Source organism: Streptomyces pactum, from assembly GCF_016031615.1.
GTDB lineage: Bacteria > Actinomycetota > Actinomycetes > Streptomycetales > Streptomycetaceae > Streptomyces > Streptomyces pactus.
On the sequence record NZ_JACYXC010000001.1, the window covers coordinates 1068625 to 1085517 of the forward strand.

14 protein-coding genes are annotated in these 16893 nt (G+C 73.0%); 4 read left to right on the forward strand and 10 right to left on the reverse strand.

Translation table 11 applies throughout. The annotated features are described in order from the left end of the window. Positions 1–106 precede the first annotated feature (106 nt). Complete coding sequence (locus tag IHE55_RS04275) at positions 107–1117, forward strand: LacI family DNA-binding transcriptional regulator (RefSeq protein WP_307826508.1); 1011 nt, start codon at positions 107–109, stop codon at positions 1115–1117. A gap of 156 nt (positions 1118–1273) precedes the next feature. Here the strand turns inward: IHE55_RS04275 and prcA are convergent, their stop codons facing one another. The 5 genes from prcA to arc form a co-directional block, all read right to left on the reverse strand. Continuing rightward, the gene (prcA, locus tag IHE55_RS04280; RefSeq protein WP_197987793.1) at positions 1274–2080 is read right to left on the reverse strand and encodes a proteasome subunit alpha; all 807 of its coding nucleotides are present in this window, start codon (positions 2078–2080) and stop codon (positions 1274–1276) included. 63 nt (positions 2081–2143) lie between these two features. Continuing rightward, entirely contained in the window at positions 2144–2989 is an 846-nt protein-coding gene (gene prcB / locus IHE55_RS04285; protein ID WP_197987794.1) for a proteasome subunit beta, read from the reverse strand. A gap of 239 nt (positions 2990–3228) precedes the next feature. Next, positions 3229–3447 (reverse strand): ubiquitin-like protein Pup, encoded by a 219-nt coding sequence (locus IHE55_RS04290; RefSeq protein WP_197987795.1) that lies wholly within the window; start codon positions 3445–3447, stop codon positions 3229–3231. A gap of 152 nt (positions 3448–3599) precedes the next feature. Beyond that, positions 3600–5111 (reverse strand): depupylase/deamidase Dop, encoded by a 1512-nt coding sequence (gene dop / locus IHE55_RS04295; RefSeq protein ID WP_197987796.1) that lies wholly within the window; start codon positions 5109–5111, stop codon positions 3600–3602. Positions 5112–5399: 288 nt separating this feature from the next. After that, positions 5400–7166, reverse strand: coding sequence for a proteasome ATPase (gene arc / locus IHE55_RS04300; protein WP_197987797.1), 1767 nt, complete (start codon positions 7164–7166; stop codon positions 5400–5402). 252 nt (positions 7167–7418) lie between these two features. Between arc and IHE55_RS04305 the strand changes: the two genes are divergently transcribed. Continuing rightward, positions 7419–7742, forward strand: coding sequence for a ferredoxin (locus tag IHE55_RS04305; RefSeq protein WP_197987798.1), 324 nt, complete (start codon positions 7419–7421; stop codon positions 7740–7742). A gap of 402 nt (positions 7743–8144) precedes the next feature. Here the strand turns inward: IHE55_RS04305 and IHE55_RS04310 are convergent, their stop codons facing one another. From IHE55_RS04310 to IHE55_RS04320, 3 genes are all read right to left on the reverse strand, one after another. Then, positions 8145–8567: a hypothetical protein gene (locus IHE55_RS04310; protein ID WP_232265448.1), complete on the reverse strand. Its 423-nt coding sequence runs from the start codon at positions 8565–8567 to the stop codon at positions 8145–8147. A gap of 402 nt (positions 8568–8969) precedes the next feature. Continuing rightward, positions 8970–9908 (reverse strand): tRNA (adenine-N1)-methyltransferase, encoded by a 939-nt coding sequence (locus tag IHE55_RS04315; protein WP_197987799.1) that lies wholly within the window; start codon positions 9906–9908, stop codon positions 8970–8972. A gap of 472 nt (positions 9909–10380) precedes the next feature. Then, positions 10381–11622: a site-2 protease family protein gene (locus tag IHE55_RS04320; protein ID WP_197987800.1), complete on the reverse strand. Its 1242-nt coding sequence runs from the start codon at positions 11620–11622 to the stop codon at positions 10381–10383. A gap of 415 nt (positions 11623–12037) precedes the next feature. Between IHE55_RS04320 and IHE55_RS04325 the strand changes: the two genes are divergently transcribed. Together IHE55_RS04325 and IHE55_RS04330 are read left to right on the forward strand one after the other, a co-directional pair. Then, entirely contained in the window at positions 12038–12991 is a 954-nt protein-coding gene (locus IHE55_RS04325) for a RecB family exonuclease (RefSeq protein WP_197987801.1), read from the forward strand. A 218-nt stretch (positions 12992–13209) separates the two neighbouring features. Further along, entirely contained in the window at positions 13210–13881 is a 672-nt protein-coding gene (locus IHE55_RS04330; protein WP_197987802.1) for a response regulator, read from the forward strand. A 278-nt stretch (positions 13882–14159) separates the two neighbouring features. Here the strand turns inward: IHE55_RS04330 and IHE55_RS04335 are convergent, their stop codons facing one another. Further along, complete coding sequence (locus tag IHE55_RS04335; protein ID WP_197987803.1) at positions 14160–15764, reverse strand: ABC transporter substrate-binding protein; 1605 nt, start codon at positions 15762–15764, stop codon at positions 14160–14162. Between the two features lie 296 nt (positions 15765–16060). After that, complete coding sequence (locus IHE55_RS04340; protein WP_197987804.1) at positions 16061–16834, reverse strand: HAD family hydrolase; 774 nt, start codon at positions 16832–16834, stop codon at positions 16061–16063. Positions 16835–16893 lie beyond the last annotated feature (59 nt).

Below are 16893 nucleotides of genomic sequence, written 5' to 3' on the forward strand. Positions count from 1 at the left end.
CACGGCTCCGGCGGTCGACCGGCGGGTGGGGGCGCGCGCGGCGCGGGCCGCGACGGCCGGGCGCCCGGCGCCGCCCGGGCCCTCCGCACCGCTCGGCACCACCCGGGTGACCAGCAAGGACGTGGCCCGCGCCGCCGGGGTCTCCCAGGCCACCGTCTCCCTGGTGCTGGGCGGGAAGTGGCGCGGCCGGGTCTCGGAGCGGACCGCCGACGCGGTCCGGGCCGCCGCCGGTGAACTGGGCTACCGGCCCAACCTGGCCGCCCGTAACCTGCGGCTGGGCCGGACCCGGACGGTGCTGCTCGTCGTGCCGGCGCTGACCACGGAGTTCTTCGCCCGGGTGTACACCGGGGCGGCCCGGGTCGCCGCCGAGCACGGGTTCGGGGTGGTGCTCTACCCGTCCCCGGAGGGGGTCGGTCCGGCCCGGGACCCGTTCGACTCGGCGCGGGCCTCCCTGGACGGGATCATCGCCTCCTCGATGGCCGCGGGGGCGCTGGCCGGGGTCCGGGGCGGCGGTCTGCCGCTGGTGATGCTGGACAGCGACCCGTCGGACGGCACCGCCCACGCCACGGTGAACCCCGACATCGCCGGCGGGATGCGCGAGGTCGCCCGCCATCTGCTCGCCCTCGGCCACCGCCGGGTCACCCATCTGGCCGCGGACGTGGACTCCTGGACGTTCCGGGTCCGCGCCCGGGCGCTGGCCGAGGTGTTCGCGGCGGTACCCGGCACGGTGATCCGCACCGAGCGTGCCGCTCTGGAGGTGGACGAGGGGCGCCGGGCCGCGGAGCGCGCGCTCTCCGCGCCGGGGACGCCGCCCACCGCCCTGGTCTGCGACGACGACATCCTGGCCGCCGGGGCCTGCAAGGCGGCCCGCCGGCTGGGGCTGCGGGTGCCGGACGACGTCTCGGTGACCGGGTTCGACGACCTGGCGCTGGCCTCCGCACTCGAACCGGAGCTGACCACCGTACGGCTGCCGGCCGAGGAGGTGGGGGCGCGCGGGATGGCGGCGCTGCTCGCCGTGCTGGAGGGCCGCCGGGCGGACGGCGACGAGCTGGCCGTGGAGCTGGTGGTACGGGGCTCGACCGCGCCGCCCGGGCCGGCCGGCGGTCCGGCGGCCTGAGGCCCGGCCCGGGACCCCCGGCCGGGGCCCCGGCTCCACGGCGGGCGCCGCACGGCGGGGGCGCCCGCCGTGTCCGGCCCGCCCCGGACGCGCGGGAGCCCGGCAGGCGTGATGCCTGCCGGGCTCCCGCAGCGGTCCGGTGCCCCCGGTGGCCGGTTACTCGCCGGCGTCCGGGCTGTCCTTGCCGGAGCCGGACGAGCCGGGCTCCGGGGTGTCCGGCCCGGAGTCCGCGCCGTCCCCGGCGGTGTCCGGCGTCTCGGCGGCGTCCGGCTCCAGCAGCCGGGCCAGCTGCCGGCCGAGGATCCGCTTGAACTTGCGCTGCTGCGGGCGGGTGCGGTCGAGGGTGGCGACCTCCAGCTGCTCCGCCGTGAGGCTGCGCTCGCCGCCGCCGGTGTCCCGGGTCAGCGACTCCACCGCCAGCTTCAGCGCCTCGGCGAGGGTCATGCCCTCCCGGTGGCGCTGGTCGAGGTAGCTGCTGATCTGGTCGGCGTTGCCGCCCACCGCCACCGAGCCGTGCTCGTCCACGATGGAACCGTCGTGCGGCAGCCGGTAGATCTGGTCGTCCTCGGGCCCGTCACCGACCTCGGCGACGATCAGCTCGACCTCGTAGGGCTTCTCCGCGGCGCTGGAGAAGATGGTACCCAGGGTCTGCGCGTACACGTTGGCCAGCCCGCGGGCGGTCACGTCGCCGCGGTCGTAGGTGTATCCCCGCAGGTCGGCGTAGCGGACGCCGCCGATGCGGAGGTTCTCGAACTCGTTGTACTTGCCGACCGCGGCGAAGGCGATGCGGTCGTAGATCTCGCTGACCTTGTGCAGCGCACGGGACGGGTTCTCCGCGACGAACACGATGCCGTCGGCGTACTGCAGCACCACCACGCTGCGGCCGCGCGCGATGCCCTTCCGGGCGTACTCGGCGCGGTCGGCCATGGCCTGCTGAGGCGATACATAGAACGGCGTCGTCACCGGCTATCCGTCCCTTTCTGTCACTGTCACTGGCGAATGCATCCCGATCGGCCTCCTGTCGCCTCAGAGCGGTGCGGCCCGGGGGCCGTCGGGCAGCTGGAGCCGCTGGTCGTGGACGGCCCGGGCGATGTCGGAGACCTCGGCCTCGGTGAGCCGCCGGAAACCGTCGTCGCCGATGACCGTGACGATCGGGTAGATCCGGCGGGTCAGGTCCGGGCCACCGGTGGCCGAGTCGTCGTCGGCCGCGTCGTACAGGGCCTGGACGACGGCGGTGACCGCCTGCCGCTCGGTGAGGTCCGGACGGTGGAGCTTCTTCAGGGAGCCCCGGGCGAAGACCGACCCGGAACCGACCGCCGCGAAGCCCTGCTCCTCGAACCGGCCGCCGGTCACGTCGTAGGAGAAGATACGGCCGACGCCGCGGTCCACGTCCCAGCCGGCGAAGATCGGCACCACGGCGAGGCCCTGCATGGCCATGCCCAGGCTGCCGCGGATCATGGTGGAGAGCCGGTTGGCCTTGCCCTCCAGGGAGAGCTGGACGCCCTCCACCTTCTCGTAGTGCTCCAGCTCCAGCTGGAAGAGCTTGACCATCTCCACCGCGAGCCCGGCTGTGCCGGCGATGCCCACCGCGGAGTACTCGTCGGCCGGGAAGACCTTCTCCACCTCTCGGTGGGCGATGGCGTTGCCCATGGTGGCCCGCCGGTCACCGGCGAGCACCACTCCGCGGGGGAAGCCGGCCGCCACGATGGTGGTGCCGTGCGGGGCCTCCACCGCGCCGCGCACCGGCGGCAGCGTGCGGCCACCGGGCAGCAGCTCCGGGGCGTGCCGGCCGAGGAAGTCCACGAACGAGGACGAGCCCGGTGTGAGGTAGGCGGCAGGCAGCCGCCCGGTGGTGCGAATATCGGCTTCCACGCGTTCCCTCCCAGTTGGTGCGCTGCTCCCGCGGAGCAGCTCGGCGGTGTCCTCGACCCGCGCCGGGCCACCGTGGCCGGGTGGAGCGGATCATCGACCGCACCCTACCGGCCGGGTGACCGGGTGCCGCATCCCCCCGGCACGCCACGGGCACCGGCCGCGCCCCGCCGGTCCGCCGCGGCGGGCGGCCCCGGCGGAACCCGGCCGGACGGCACACGGGCCGTCCGGCCGGTCGCTCCTTACTCGCCGCCCTTCTGCACGAAGCTCCGGACGAAGTCCTCGGCGTTCTCCTCCAGGACGTCGTCGATCTCGTCCAGCATGGAATCCACGTCGTCGGACAGCTTCTCCTGCCGCTCCTTGAGGTCCTCGGCAGCCTGCGCGTCCTGCGCCTGCTCCTCCACCTCCTCGGTGGAGCGCGTCGCCTTCTGCTGTCCGCCGCCGGTGTCCTTGGTCGCCATCTCCCTCACCCCGCTCGGTTCGCCCAGCTCGATTCGGTCGTCAGCTTGATTCGGCCTCTTGTGATCAGACCCTACAAGCCGGGTCCGACATAGGCTCCGCACTTACCTCAACGCGCGCGGGCCATCTTCATGATTCCCTGCGGGAGGTGTTTTCAGCCCCCCGACAACAACCGGACCAGGTCTTCCGCGGTGCGGCAGCGGTCCAGCAGCTTTTTGACGTGGTTGCGGGTGCCGCGCAGCGGCTCCAGCGTGGGCACCCGCTGCAGCGAGTCACGGCCCGGCAGATCGAAGATCACCGAGTCCCAGGAGGCGGCGGCCACGTCGTCCGCGTACTGGTCCAGGCAGCGCCCCCGGAAGTAGGCCCGGGTGTCCTCCGGCGGCTGCGTACGGGCCCGCAGCACGTCCTCCTCGGTGACCAGCCGCTGCATCCGGCCCCGCTCCACCAGCCGGTTGTACAGGCCCTTCTCGGGCCGTACGTCGGCGTACTGGAGGTCCACCAGGTGGAGCCGGGCGGCGTCCCAGTCCAGGCCGTCACGCCGCCGGTAGCCCTCCATCAGCTCCCGCTTGGCCACCCAGTCCAGCTCTCCGGCGAGGCTCATCGGGTCGTTCTCCAGCCGGCCCAGCACGTCCTCCCAGCGGGCCAGCACATCGCGGGTCTGCTCGTCGGCGTCCGCGCCGAAACGGTTCTCGACGTACTTGCGCGCCAGCTCGCAGTACTCCATCTGGAGCTGCACCGCGGTGAGGGTCCGGCCGTTGCGGAGCGTGACCAGCTGCCGCAGGGTCGGGTCGTGGGAGACCTGGTGCAGGGTCCGGACCGGCTGGTCGACGGCGAGGTCCACGGCGATGAAGCCGTCCTCGATCATCGACAGCACCAGCGCGGTGGTGCCCAGCTTGAGGTAGGTGGAGATCTCCGACAGGTTGGCGTCGCCGATGATCACGTGGAGCCGCCGGTACTTCTCCGCGTCGGCGTGCGGCTCGTCCCTGGTGTTGATGATCGGCCGCTTGAGGGTGGTCTCCAGCCCGACCTCCACCTCGAAGTAGTCGGCCCGCTGGCTGATCTGGAAGCCGTGCTCGTGGCCGTCCTGGCCGATGCCCACCCGGCCCGCGCCGGTGACCACCTGACGGGAGACGAAGAAGGGCGTCAGGTGGCGCACGATGTCCGAGAAGGGGGTCTCCCGCTTCATCAGGTAGTTCTCGTGCGTCCCGTAGGAGGCGCCCTTGTTGTCGGTGTTGTTCTTGTAGAGGTGGATGGGCTGGGCCCCGGGCAGCTCGGCGGCACGCAACGCCGCCTCCGCCATGATCCGCTCGCCGGCCTTGTCCCAGAGCACCGCGTCCCGCGGGTTGGTGACCTCGGGGGCCGAGTACTCCGGATGGGCGTGGTCCACGTAGAGCCGGGCGCCGTTGGTGAGGATGACGTTGGCCAGGCCGATGTCCTCGTCGGTGAGCTGGCTGGAGTCGGCCGCTTCCCGTGCGAGGTCGAAGCCGCGGGCGTCCCGCAGCGGATTCTCCTCCTCGAAGTCCCAGCGGGCGCGGCGCGCCCGGTGCATCGCCGCCGCGTAGGCGTTGACGACCTGGGACGAGGTGAGCATGGCATTGGCGTTCGGGTGACCGGGGACGGAGATCCCGTACTCGGTCTCGATACCCATCACGCGCCGTACGGTCATGCGGCCCTCCTTGCCCGGCTCCGGCCCCCGGTGGGGCCGGCGCTCAAGTCCCGCTGCGCCTGCCGGCCGGATACGGCCGTCCCCGACCTCCCCCGGCGTGTGGCGGCGGTACCGCAGAGCCTAGAGCGGCGACGCGGCGGGTGGGAGATCATTGCGGTCATTGCTCCGGTCCGGTTCATCCGTGCAGACATGCGCGCGCCTGTGCAGAAATACGCGTCCGGCTGCGGTTGCCCCGCCCCCCGCCCGTGGGCGGGGGGACCCGCAGGACATCCGCAGCCGGAGTCGGCCTTACAGGTACTGACCGGTGTTCGCCACCGTGTCGATGGAGCGCCCGGTGTCCGCGCCCTGCTTCCCGGTGACCAGGGTGCGGATGAAGACGATCCGCTCGCCCTTCTTTCCGGAGATGCGGGCCCAGTCGTCCGGGTTGGTGGTGTTGGGCAGGTCCTCGTTCTCCTTGAACTCGTCCACGCAGGCGGCGAGCAGGTGGGCGACCCGCAGGCCCTTCTGGTTGTGGTCGAGGTAGGCCTTGATCGCCATCTTCTTGGCCCGGTCGACGATGTTCTGGATCATCGCGCCGGAGTTGAAGTCCTTGAAGTAGAGGACTTCCTTGTCGCCGTTGGCGTAGGTCACCTCAAGGAACCGGTTCTCCTCGGACTCGGCGTACATCTGCTCGACGACCGACTGGATCATGCCTGCCACGGCGGCCTTCGGGGACCCGCCGTGCTCGGCGAGGTCGTCCGCGTGGATGGGCAGGGTATCGGTCAGGTACTTCGAGAAGATGTCCTTGGCGGCCTCCGCGTCCGGACGCTCGATCTTGATCTTCACATCGAGGCGGCCGGGGCGCAGGATCGCCGGGTCGATCATGTCCTCGCGGTTGGAGGCGCCGATCACGATGACGTTCTCCAGGCCCTCCACACCGTCGATCTCGGAGAGCAGCTGCGGGACGATGGTGTTCTCCACGTCCGAGCTGACCCCGGAGCCGCGGGTGCGGAAGAGGGAGTCCATCTCGTCGAAGAAGACGATGACGGGCGTGCCCTCGCTCGCCTTCTCCCGGGCCCGCTGGAAGACCAGCCGGATGTGCCGCTCGGTCTCACCGACGTACTTGTTGAGCAGCTCGGGGCCCTTGATGTTGAGGAAGAAGCTCTTCCCCGCGGGCTTCCCGGTGACCTCGGCGACCTTCTTGGCAAGGGAGTTGGCGACCGCCTTGGCGATCAGCGTCTTGCCGCAGCCGGGCGGGCCGTACAGCAGCACGCCCTTCGGCGGCCGCAGTTCGTGCTCCTTGAACAGGTCCGGGTAGAGGTACGGGAGCTCGACCGCGTCGCGGATCAGCTCGATCTGGTTCCCCAGACCGCCGATCTTGGTGTAGTCGATGTCCGGGACCTCTTCGAGGACCAGTTCCTCGACCTCGCTCTTGGGCACGACCTCGAAGACGTAGCCGGAGCGGGGTTCGAGCAGCAGGGCGTCGCCGGGGCGGATGGTGGTGTTCAGCAGCGGCTCGGCGAGCCGTACCACCCGCTCCTCGTCGGTGTGCCCGATCACCAGGGCGCGCTCGCCGTCCTCAAGGATCTCCTTGAGGGTGACGATGTCCCCGGCGCGCTCGAACTCCATGGCCTCGACCACGTTGAGCGCCTCGTTGAGCATGACCTCCTGGCCACGCTTGAGCTCGTCGAGCTCGACACTGGGGCTGACGTTCACCCGGAGTTTCCGGCCTCCGGTGAAGATGTCGGCCGTACCGTCCTCGTTCGCCTGCAGGAACACCCCGAACCCGGCCGGCGGCTGCGCCAGCCGGTCCACCTCTTCCTTGAGGGCCACGATCTGGTCGCGGGCCTCACGGAGGGTGCCGGCGAGCCGCTCGTTCTGCGCGGACACGCCCGCCAGGTTGGTCTGCAGCTCGACGATCCGCTCTTCGAGAATCCTCGTGTGCCGCGGAGAGTCGGCGAGCTTACGTCGCAGGACGGCGATCTCCTGCTCTAGGTAGGCAACCTGGCCGGCTGGGTCCTCGGACCCCCGCCCCGGCCGGATGCCGCGGTTGATGTCGTCGTCGTGGGCTGCCACGGTCCTCACCTCCTCCAAAGGGAGCTGGACGCTTCCTGACCCTACCTGGGCAGGTGCAGGTTGAAACCCCTAGATCACAAACCCGAACGGAGTGTGTCCGATCTTCACCCTTGCGTACGTCCTCACGCGAGGTGAATACCCACCCAACAACATCGGAAAGCGACCGGTTGTATCGTCGGGACGGTCAACACCCGTCACAGCTGGCTCCATTTAGTCGGCCTCGCAGGAAGTACCCAGGGAGCGGCACGCCAGATGACCATGCAGAGGGAAGACTCCGTGATCACCGCGGACGCCGCCGACGGCCCCGCCCTGGAGGTGTGGATCGACCAGGACCTGTGCACCGGGGACGGCATCTGCGCGCAGTACGCGCCCGAGGTCTTCGAGCTGGACATCGACGGGCTGGCCTATGTGAAGAGCCCGGACGACGAACTGCTCCAGGACAAGGGTGCCACCACCCCGGTGCCGCTGCCTCTGCTGGCCGACGTGGTGGACTCCGCCCGGGAGTGCCCGGGCGAGTGCATCCACGTCCGGCGGGTGGCGGACCACGTCGAGGTGTACGGCCCGGACGCTCCGTGACGGCCGCCGCCCCGGTGTGACCGCCCGGCGCCGCCGGGCGGGCGACGCCGCGGGCGGACCGGTGGCCGCCGGGCGTACGGCGGGCGCGGGGGCGTCGCGCGCCGCGGCGGCGGGTGGACGCGGCCGGGTGCCGCCGGAGCGCTCCGGGTGCGCCCGGCCTCCCGTGTGGTCCGGTCCGGTGATCCCAGGGGCCTCGGGGGCCCGCCCGCTCCGGCCCCGCACGCGCCACAGGCATCCGGGCACGGTCCCGCGCGCGGCGCCGGCCGCCCGGGGTCCGGCATCCGCGGACCGCGCCGGGCCGGCCGCGCGATCCGGTGGATCCCGGACGGCGGTGCGGCGCCCCGGGCACGGTGCCGGACCGGCCCGCACGGGGCCGGCCGGCGCGGCGCCCCGGGGGTCCCGTCAGACGCTGTTGGCCGGGCGCAGCGCGGTCAGCACGAACTTGCCGTCCCGCCACCGCCAGTTGACCTTCCGCTGCAGGTCGGGACAGCAGCGCGGCACGTCGAGCGACGAGTAGCCGAGGAGGGTGGCGGAGACCGTGGTGCCGCGCACCGCGAATCCGGTCACGCCCATCCGTTCCTTGGGGTCCAGGAAGGTGGCCGTGACCCGGGGCGGGTCCCCCTTCCGGTCGCCCGGGGAGAGGACGTAGATGCCGCTGGGCGGGGTACCGCTGCCGGACCGGCAGCGCACCAGCGCGACCGTCTCGGGCCGCCCGTCGCCGGTCAGGTCGCCGGAGGCGGCCTGGACCACGCCGAGCGGCACCGGGCCGCAGTCCACCGGATAGTCGGCGGCGTGGGCGTCCGGGGGCGGGGACGGCGGCGGCACGGGCCGGCGGCGGGGTGGCGGTGGCGCCGGAGGGCTCCACCACGGCGGCGCCGGCCACCACGGCGGCGAGGGCGGCCGTGGTGACCACCCAGTGCACCGGCCGGGGACGGCTGTGCGGAAGGCGCCGGTCGGGCGATGAGGGGGAGGCCGGGGACGACGCCGGACGGGATTCGGCACCTGCCTGGGTCTGCACGCGGAGTGACTCCTGGGAGAGCGTCGGCTTGCGGGGTGCCCAGCATCGTGCCACACGTCACACGACCGAGGGACCACCGGGGCGGGGTTTTCGGGCGGAACACGTGAGCGCCGCGGCCACCGTCTCCCCCGCGGGGAAGTCGGTGGCCGCGGCGCGGTGTTGAAGGGCCGGCGCCGAGGGCGCGGGCCGGCCGGGGGAACCGGCGGGGATCAGGCGTCCGCGGGGCCCGTGGCGGTGTCCTTGCCCGCGCCGGCGGCCGGGTCCTTGGCACCCCATCCCGCGTAGTCCTCGCCGTACGCGCCCTTGGCGGGCCGGCGCCGGCGCAGCGGGGGCTCCACGCCGTCGGCGAGGCGCCGCGCGGTGAGCAGGAACCCGGTGTGGCCGATCATGCGGTGGTCGGGACGGACCGCGAGGCCCTCCACGTGCCAGGTGCGGACCATGGTCTCCCAGGCGCTCGGCTCGTTGAAGGTGCCGAACTCGCGGATCGCCTCGACGGTGCGGGCGAGCTGGGTGGTGGTGGCCACGTAGGCGCAGAGGATGCCGCCGGGCACGAGCGCCTTGGAGACCACCTCCAGGCACTCCCAGGGGGCGAGCATGTCGAGGATGACGCGGTCCACGTCGGTGTCCGACAGGTTGTCCTGGAGGTCACCGACGGTGAGGCGCCAGGCCGGGTGCGGCCCGCCGAAGTAGCGCTCGACGTTGCCCCGGGCGATGTCGGCGAAGTCGGCACGGCGCTCGTAGGAGTGCAGCATGCCCTGGTCGCCGATGGCCCGCAGCAGGAAGGTGCTGAGCGAGCCCGAGCCGACGCCGGCCTCCACGACGCGCGCGCCTGCGAAGATATCGGCCATCGCCAGGATCTGCCCCGCGTCCTTGGGGTAGACGACGGCAGCGCCGCGTGGCATGGACAGGACGTAGTCGGGGAGCAGGGGACGCAGCGCGAGGTACGCGACGTTTCCCGTGGTACGCACGACGGTTCCCTCGGGGGCACCGATCAGCTCGTCATGCGGGAAGGACCCCTTGTGGGTGTGGAAGTTCTTCCCGGCTTCGAGCGTGAAGGTGTAGTGGCGTCCCTTGGGGTCGGTGAGCTGGACCTGGTCCCCGACCTGGAAGGGCCCGCGACGGCGGGCGGCACCGGTCGGTTCGGACATGTGAACAGCCTACCGGGCGCTACGGGTGCCGGTTGCCGCCGGTGGCCGCCGGTCAGGGCGGGGCCCGGGCCGGGGCCGGCCGCCCCGCCGGGTTGGCCGGGCGGGGGGTCGGGGGTGCGGCCGGCGGGGGGTCGCGGAGTGGCGCCGGGCAGGGTCGCGGGTGCGACGGGGGGTGCCGGGTACGGCCGCCGGGCCGGGGCGGGAAGCCGGGCGGGGCGGGGTTCAGGGGGACGGGTCGGGGCGGTCGGTGGGGGGACGGCAGGTACCCGGGCAGGGGCCCGGCGCCGGAACGGCCGATCCGGGATCGGGGCACGCGGGACCGCCGCCGGGCCCCAGGAAGCCGCATCAGGCCCGGCGGGGGGCCGAGGGGCCGAGGGCGGGTACCGGGAAGCCGACGGGTACGTGGACGGGGCCGGCGGGTGCGGGCCGGGCCGCGGCGCCGCCCGGAGTGCCGGGCCGGGGCGTACCGCCGTCAGGAGGAGGGGCGGGCCATGGCCGCCACGAACGCCCGCTCCACATCGGCGGCGGAGAGCACCCCGTAGATCTCCCCGGTCTCCTCCACCACCAGGTACTCGGTGGCCGGGGTGGTCTGCAGGGTGTCCAGCAGGTCCTCGCCGGTCAGCTCCGCGGAGACCTTCATGCCCTCCTTGAGGTCCTGGGCGAGGGTGCCGACCGCGACCCAGGGGCGGCGGTGCTCGGGGATGCCGACGATGGCGGCCTCGCGGACCACGGCCGTCGGCACGCCCTGCCCGTCCACGACGACCAGCGCGCGGGCGCCCGCCTCGTTGGCGCGGCGCAGCGCCTCCGACAGCGGGGTGTCCCCCGCCACCGGGACGGCCCGCCGGGTGAGGGTGCGGGCGCTGAGGCCGGGCAGCCGCTCGCGCAGCCGGGCCATCCGCAGGCTGTTGCCGGCGCCGGTCCAGATGATCGCGGCGAGGATGGCGGCGAGCAGCGCGTCGGTGAGCGACTCGAAGCTGCCGAAGCCCTCGGCGTCCTCGTTCAGCCCGCCGGCCTGGCTCAGCAGCGGCAGGCCCACCAGCACGGTGACGGCGAGCGCCCGGCCGGTCCAGGCCGCCGCGATGGTGCCGGTCATCGGCTTCCCGCTGATCTTCCACACCACCGCGCGCAGCATCCGGCCGCCGTCCAGCGGGAGGCCCGGCAGGAGGTTGAACGCGGCGACGATCAGGTTGGAGACCATCAGCCCGGCGAGGAGCACACCGGGGACGGTGCCCGGTTCGACGAACTGCATGCCGACGTAGAAGAGCCCGGAGAGCACGAGTGAGAGCAGCGGACCCACGAAGGCGAGGACGAACTCGCGGCCGGGGGTCTCGGTCTCCTTCTCGATCTCCGACACGCCGCCGAAGAACTGCAGCTGGATGCGGCGGACCGGGAGCTTGTAGCGGAGCGCGGCGATGGTGTGCGCCAGCTCGTGGACGAGCACGGAGGCGTAGAAGGCGACCGCGAAGAAGAGTGACACCAGGTAACGGGCCGCGCCCAGCTCGGGCAGCACCCGGTCCAGCTGGTCCCCGAAGACCCAGGTGATCAGTGCGGCGACGACGAACCAGCTGGGCGCGACGTAGACCGGGACCCCGAACGGCCGCCCCATCAGGAAGCCGCCCCCCACCTCCCGGGGGCGCTGCGGCCTGTCGCCTTCGGGCCCGGTCGCGCGTCCGGCGCCGTCGCGGCCGGTCTGCCGCTGCCCGCTGTTGTCCACGGTGTCCCCTCGTCGGATACATCCCCCGCGCCCTCTGGGTACGGTCCCACGATCATGCAGGGCGAGGGCCTCTGACGTCGATGGTATGCGGCTCCCGCGGCGGTCACCCACCACCGCCCGTGACCGGGGCCCCCGGGCTCCTACCCGTCGTGCCGCCCGGCACTCCTCCGCCACGCCTCGGGCCTCTCCCGGGCGCCCGCCCGCCGGGCGGCGGACGGTCGGTGACGGTGGGTGAGCGGTGCGCGGTCACCGCCTGCCGCGGTGCCGGGCCGGCGGTGACCGAGATGACCGCCCGGAGCCGTGCGCGTCCGGCGCCCGGAGGTGGCCGGCGCCATGGGTGCCAGGCGCCCGTGCGCGGTCGGTGGCTGTCCGTGGCCGCCGGTGCCTGTCGGTGAGGGGCCGTATGGTCTTCGGCATGGGAACACTCACCGGCGAGACCGACGAGCCGTCCGCGCCCGTGGCGGAGGCCCCGGCCGTCCCCGCGCCCGCGGCGGAGGCCCGGGCCCTCCCCGGGGGCCGGCCGGCGTCGCTGTCGCCCTCACGCGCCGCCGACTTCATGCAGTGTCCGCTGCTGTACCGCTTCCGGGTGATCGACCGGCTGCCGGAGAAGCCGAGCCCGGCGGCGACCCGGGGCACGGTGGTGCACGCGGTGCTGGAGCGTCTCTTCGACGCCCCGGCGGCGCAGCGCACCGCGGACCGGGCGCGGGAGCTGGTGCCGGGCGAGTGGCAGCGGCTGCTGGCGGCCCGGCCGGAGCTGGCCGAGCTGTTCGCGCGCGAGGACGGCGGGCAGGACGCCGAGCGGCTGGCGCAGTGGCTGGCGGACGCCGAACGGCTGGTCGAGCGGTGGTTCACGCTGGAGGACCCCACCCGGCTGGAGCCCGCCGAGCGGGAGCTGTTCGTGGAGACCGTGCTGGACTCCGGGCTGACGCTGCGCGGGTACATCGACCGGGTGGACGTCGCGCCCAGCGGCGAGGTGCGGCTGGTGGACTACAAGACCGGGAAGGCGCCGGCCCCGCAGTACGCCTCGGGCGCGCTGTTCCAGATGAAGTTCTACGCCCTGGTGGTGTGGCGGCTGCGCGGTGTGGTGCCGCGGCGGCTGCAGCTGGTGTACCTGGGCAGCGGTGACGTCCTCACCTACGACCCGGTGGAGGCGGACCTGCTGGCGGTGGAGCGGAAGCTGCACGCGCTGTGGGAGGCGATCTCGCTGGCCACCGAGACCGGCGACTGGCGGCCCCGGCCGACGAAGCTGTGCGGGTGGTGCGACCACCAGGCGCACTGTCCGGAGTTCGGCGGCACTCCCCCGCCCTACCCGCTGCACCTCGCGCCGCCGGCCCCGCGCCAGGCTCCCCCGGAGGAGTCCGGCGGATGACCCGGTACGCTCCCGCCCGTGCGCGGGAGCGAACCACGGACCCGAGCACCCCGCGCGACGGGGCGGGCGACGGGCACAGGACCGAAACGGCCGCGAAGCGACCCTTGAAGGCGGCGGTGGGTGACGGGCACGGACAGGAACGGCCGCGAAGCGACCCTTGAGGGCGGGGGTGGGTGACGGGCGGGCAGAATGAGACCGTCTAACGAAGGAGATGTCCTGTGGCCATCCGTGTCCTGCTCGTCGATGACCAGCCCCTGCTGCGCACCGGTTTCCGCATGATCCTGGAGGCCGAGCAGGATCTCGCGGTGGTCGGGGAGGCCGGGGACGGTCTGCAGGCCCTGGACCAGGTGCGGGCGCTCCAGCCCGATGTGGTGCTGATGGACATCCGGATGCCCCGGATGGACGGGGTGGAGGCGACCCGCCAGATCACCGGCCCCGGCCGGGACGGCCCGGCGAAGGTGCTGGTGCTGACCACGTTCGACCTGGACGAGTACGTGGTGGAGGCGCTACGCGCGGGTGCCAGCGGCTTCCTGCTCAAGGACGCGCCGGCCCACGAGCTGGTGCAGGCCATCCGGGTGGTGGCGGCGGGCGAGGCGATGCTGGCCCCGAGCATCACCCGGCGGTTGCTCGACAAGTACGCGGAGCACCTGCCGTCCGGTGAGGAGCCGGTGCCGGACACTCTGCACACGCTCACCGACCGTGAGGTCGAGGTGCTGAAGCTGGTGGCGCGCGGGCTGTCCAACGCGGAGATCGCCGCGGACCTGTTCGTCAGCGAGACGACGGTGAAGACCCATGTGGGCCATGTGCTGACCAAGCTGGGTCTGCGGGACCGGGTGCAGGCGGCGGTGTACGCGTACGAGAGCGGTCTGGTCCGTCCCGGCGGCCAGTGAGGCGGCGCCCCACCCCGGCCGGGGCCGGCACCACCCGGCCGTGCCGTCCCTGGTGACCACGCGCCCCGGGACTGCCGGGTAGCCACCCGGCCGGGCCCGGCGCCTACCCGGCATCCACCCGGCCGTGGCCGGCGCCCCCACCCGAACCCGGTGTCGGCACGCCAACCCTGCCGGTCCCGGCGCCCCGCCCGGTACCCGCCCGGGCTCGACGCCGGCACGCCACCCGGACCCGGGCCGATGACCATCTGGCCGGGCCGCGGGCCCCGGCCGTCCGGGGCTCAGCCCTCGGCTCCCCGGCCCAGCTCCCACAGCTGGAGCATCGCGGAGGAGTCCAGCGCGTACTCGGTGCCGGTGATGTCCTCGCGGGCCACCACGTACTGCTTCTGCTGCCACAGCGGCAGCACCGGGACGTCCTCGGCCACAAGGTCCTGGATGCGCCGGAACTCCGGGGCGGCCAGGGCCCGCTGGGCCTTCTGCCGGGTCCTGGGCAGCAGGTCGTCCTCTATGGCGCGGTTGCGGTAGGGGGAGTTGAGGAAGTTGTCCTTGCCGATGAACGGGGCGATGTAGTTGTCCGGGTCGGGGAAGTCCAGGAACCAGCCCATGCCGTAGACCGCGTACTCCCCGTCGGCCGCGTCCTGCCGGAACCGGGTCCACCGCACGCCCTGGGTGCGGGCCGTGAACAGGCCGCTGGCGTTCAGCTGGTCCCGCAGGGCGGTGAACTCCTTCGCCGTCGCCGGACCGTAGTGGTCCGTGGTGTAGGTGAGCGTCAGCTTCACCGGGGTCCGGACCCCGGCGTCGCGCAGCACGTCGCGGGCGCCGGCGACCGACGGTTCGCCGTAGGTGTTGTGGAAGGAGTTGGTGTGCGCGGCGATGCCGGTGGGGACCAGGGAGTACAGCGGGTCGCCGGTGCGCTTGTAGACGTCGCGGACGAGCGCCTGCCGGTCCACCAGGCGGGCGATGGCCTGCCGGACGGCCTTCTCCCGTACCGCCGGTGCCTTGGTGTTGAAGGCCAGGTACCGGATGGCCTGGCCGGGGGACTCGGTGACGCGGACCCCCGCAACCCGCCCGGCCTCCAGCTTGTCGATCTGCTCGGCGGAGAACTCCCGGTTGGCGACGTCGACCTCGCCGTCGGCCAGCGCCCGCTCCAGGGCCGCGGAGTCGTCGAAGAAGCGCATCTCGACGGTGTCGCTCCTGGGTTCCAGTTCGCCCCGGTAGGCGTCGTTCCGGGTGAAGACGGCCTTGGTGAGCCGGTCGCCGTCCACCTCGGTCCGCACGGTGTAGGGGCCGGAGCCGGCGACCTCGAAGCCCTTGCGCAGGGCCTTGGGGTCGTAGTCGTGGCTGTCCAGGATGGCGGCGGCCGGGGTGGTGAGCTTGGAGGGGAAGGTGGCGTCGGGGGCGGAGAGGTGGATGACCACCTCGCGCTCGTTGGGCGTCTCCACCTTGTCGATGCTGGACAGCAGGGTGGCCGGGCCGCCCCGGTGGGCTATCCGGCGCACTCGGTCCAGGGAGAACTTCACGTCCCGGGAGGTGAGTTCGCGGCCGTCGGCGAAGGTCAGCCCGCGGCGCAGGGTGCAGCGGTACTGCTCGCTGTGGTTGTCCTGGAAGCCGCACGACTCGGCGGCGTCCGGCACCGGCTGGCTGCCCGCCCTGGGCAGCCGCATCAGGGTCTGGAAGGCGTTGTGCATCACGGCCCAGGAGGCGGTGTCGTACGCCTGGGCCGGGTCCAGCGGCGCCGGGGCGTCCGCGGTGGCCTCGATCCGATCGGTGGTCCCGACCACGATGGTGCCGCCACCCGGGCCCGAGTCGTCCGACCCGCCGCAGCCGGCGAGGGCGGAGGTCAGCAGGCCCGCCAGGACGGGCAGCACCAACGTTTCGCGATTCATGGTCGGGAGTCTCCCTGCGGTGGTTCCACGTGCTCGCGACGAGATTAGTCGGCACCTCCGGGCAGGCCGGAACAGACCGAACCACCAGGTAATCACTTTCGGATGACGGCCGGTCGGCGATCGATATGCGAACGTCGGAACGTAAGGCGCGAGAAACCATCAACCGGGACACATGGGGGCGCGCCAATGCACGCGAAAGGGATGCTCAGCGCGGTGCCCCCGCCGCACCGGAAAGGAATAGGGTGAGAAAGCTCACGTGATCAACAACGCTTAATGATCACCGGAATACCTCCGGCCTATTCATTCGGCACAATTGCGCGGCACGATCGGCGCGTGGCCGGTTCTTTTCCGCTGATGAGTCGTCGGAGAAATGGCACGTCGACTTCTTCGAGGGAGGGGACCACCGTCCGTCCGGCGGCGGGCTCGATGGGCGCCACGGAGGGCACGGCGACCACCGGGCAGCCCGCGGCCTCCCCGGCGGCGACACCGGTCGGGGTGTCCTCGATGACGACGCAGCGGGCCGGGTCGGCCCCCAGGCCGGCCGCCGCCGCCAGGTACGGGTCGGGGTGCGGCTTGGTCCGCTCCATCTCGTCCCCGGCGACGGTGAGCCGGAAGTGCTCGGCCCCGATGGTGCGCAGGACGCGGTCGATGACCTTCCGGTGCGAGGCGGAGACCAGGGCGGTGGGCACCCGGTGCGCGGCCAGCTCGGTGAGCAGCCGGCGGGCGCCGGGCAGCATCGGGACGCTGCCGTCGATCAGCTCGGTGAACCGGTCGTTGAGCCGTACGGTGAGGTCGGCGAGGGTGATGTCGGCGCCGGTGACCTCGATGAGGTAGGAGGCGCTGCGGGTCATCGGCCCGCCGACCACCACGGCGCGGTGCACCTCGTCGAGCACGAACCCGAGTTCGCGGAAGACGGCGGCCTCGGCCTCCCACCAGATGCCCTCGGTGTCCACCAGGGTGCCGTCCATGTCGAGGAGCACGGCCTGAAGTTCCGGGGCGGCCACGGGGCGGGGTTCGAGCGCGGGGCCGTCGGCCGCACCGGTGGCGACGGCGGGGATGCCACTGGTCATCCAGGTACCTCCGTGAAGGGACGCGAAGGCCGGCCGCTCCCTTCCCTCGGGGGCGACCG

Bases quoted from the DNA above. Each gene is read 5' to 3' on its own strand.
- IHE55_RS04290 (WP_197987795.1), bottom strand. From the start codon at position 3,447: ATGGCGACCAAGGACACCGGCGGCGGACAGCAGAAGGCGACGCGCTCC.
- dop (WP_197987796.1), bottom strand. From the start codon at position 5,111: ATGACCGTACGGCGCGTGATGGGTATCGAGACCGAGTACGGGATCTCC.
- IHE55_RS04305 (WP_197987798.1), top strand. From the start codon at position 7,419: ATGACCATGCAGAGGGAAGACTCCGTGATCACCGCGGACGCCGCCGAC.
- IHE55_RS04315 (WP_197987799.1), bottom strand. From the start codon at position 9,908: ATGTCCGAACCGACCGGTGCCGCCCGCCGTCGCGGGCCCTTCCAGGTC.
- IHE55_RS04325 (WP_197987801.1), top strand. From the start codon at position 12,038: ATGGGAACACTCACCGGCGAGACCGACGAGCCGTCCGCGCCCGTGGCG.
- IHE55_RS04335 (WP_197987803.1), bottom strand. From the start codon at position 15,764: ATGAATCGCGAAACGTTGGTGCTGCCCGTCCTGGCGGGCCTGCTGACC.
- IHE55_RS04340 (WP_197987804.1), bottom strand. From the start codon at position 16,834: ATGACCAGTGGCATCCCCGCCGTCGCCACCGGTGCGGCCGACGGCCCC.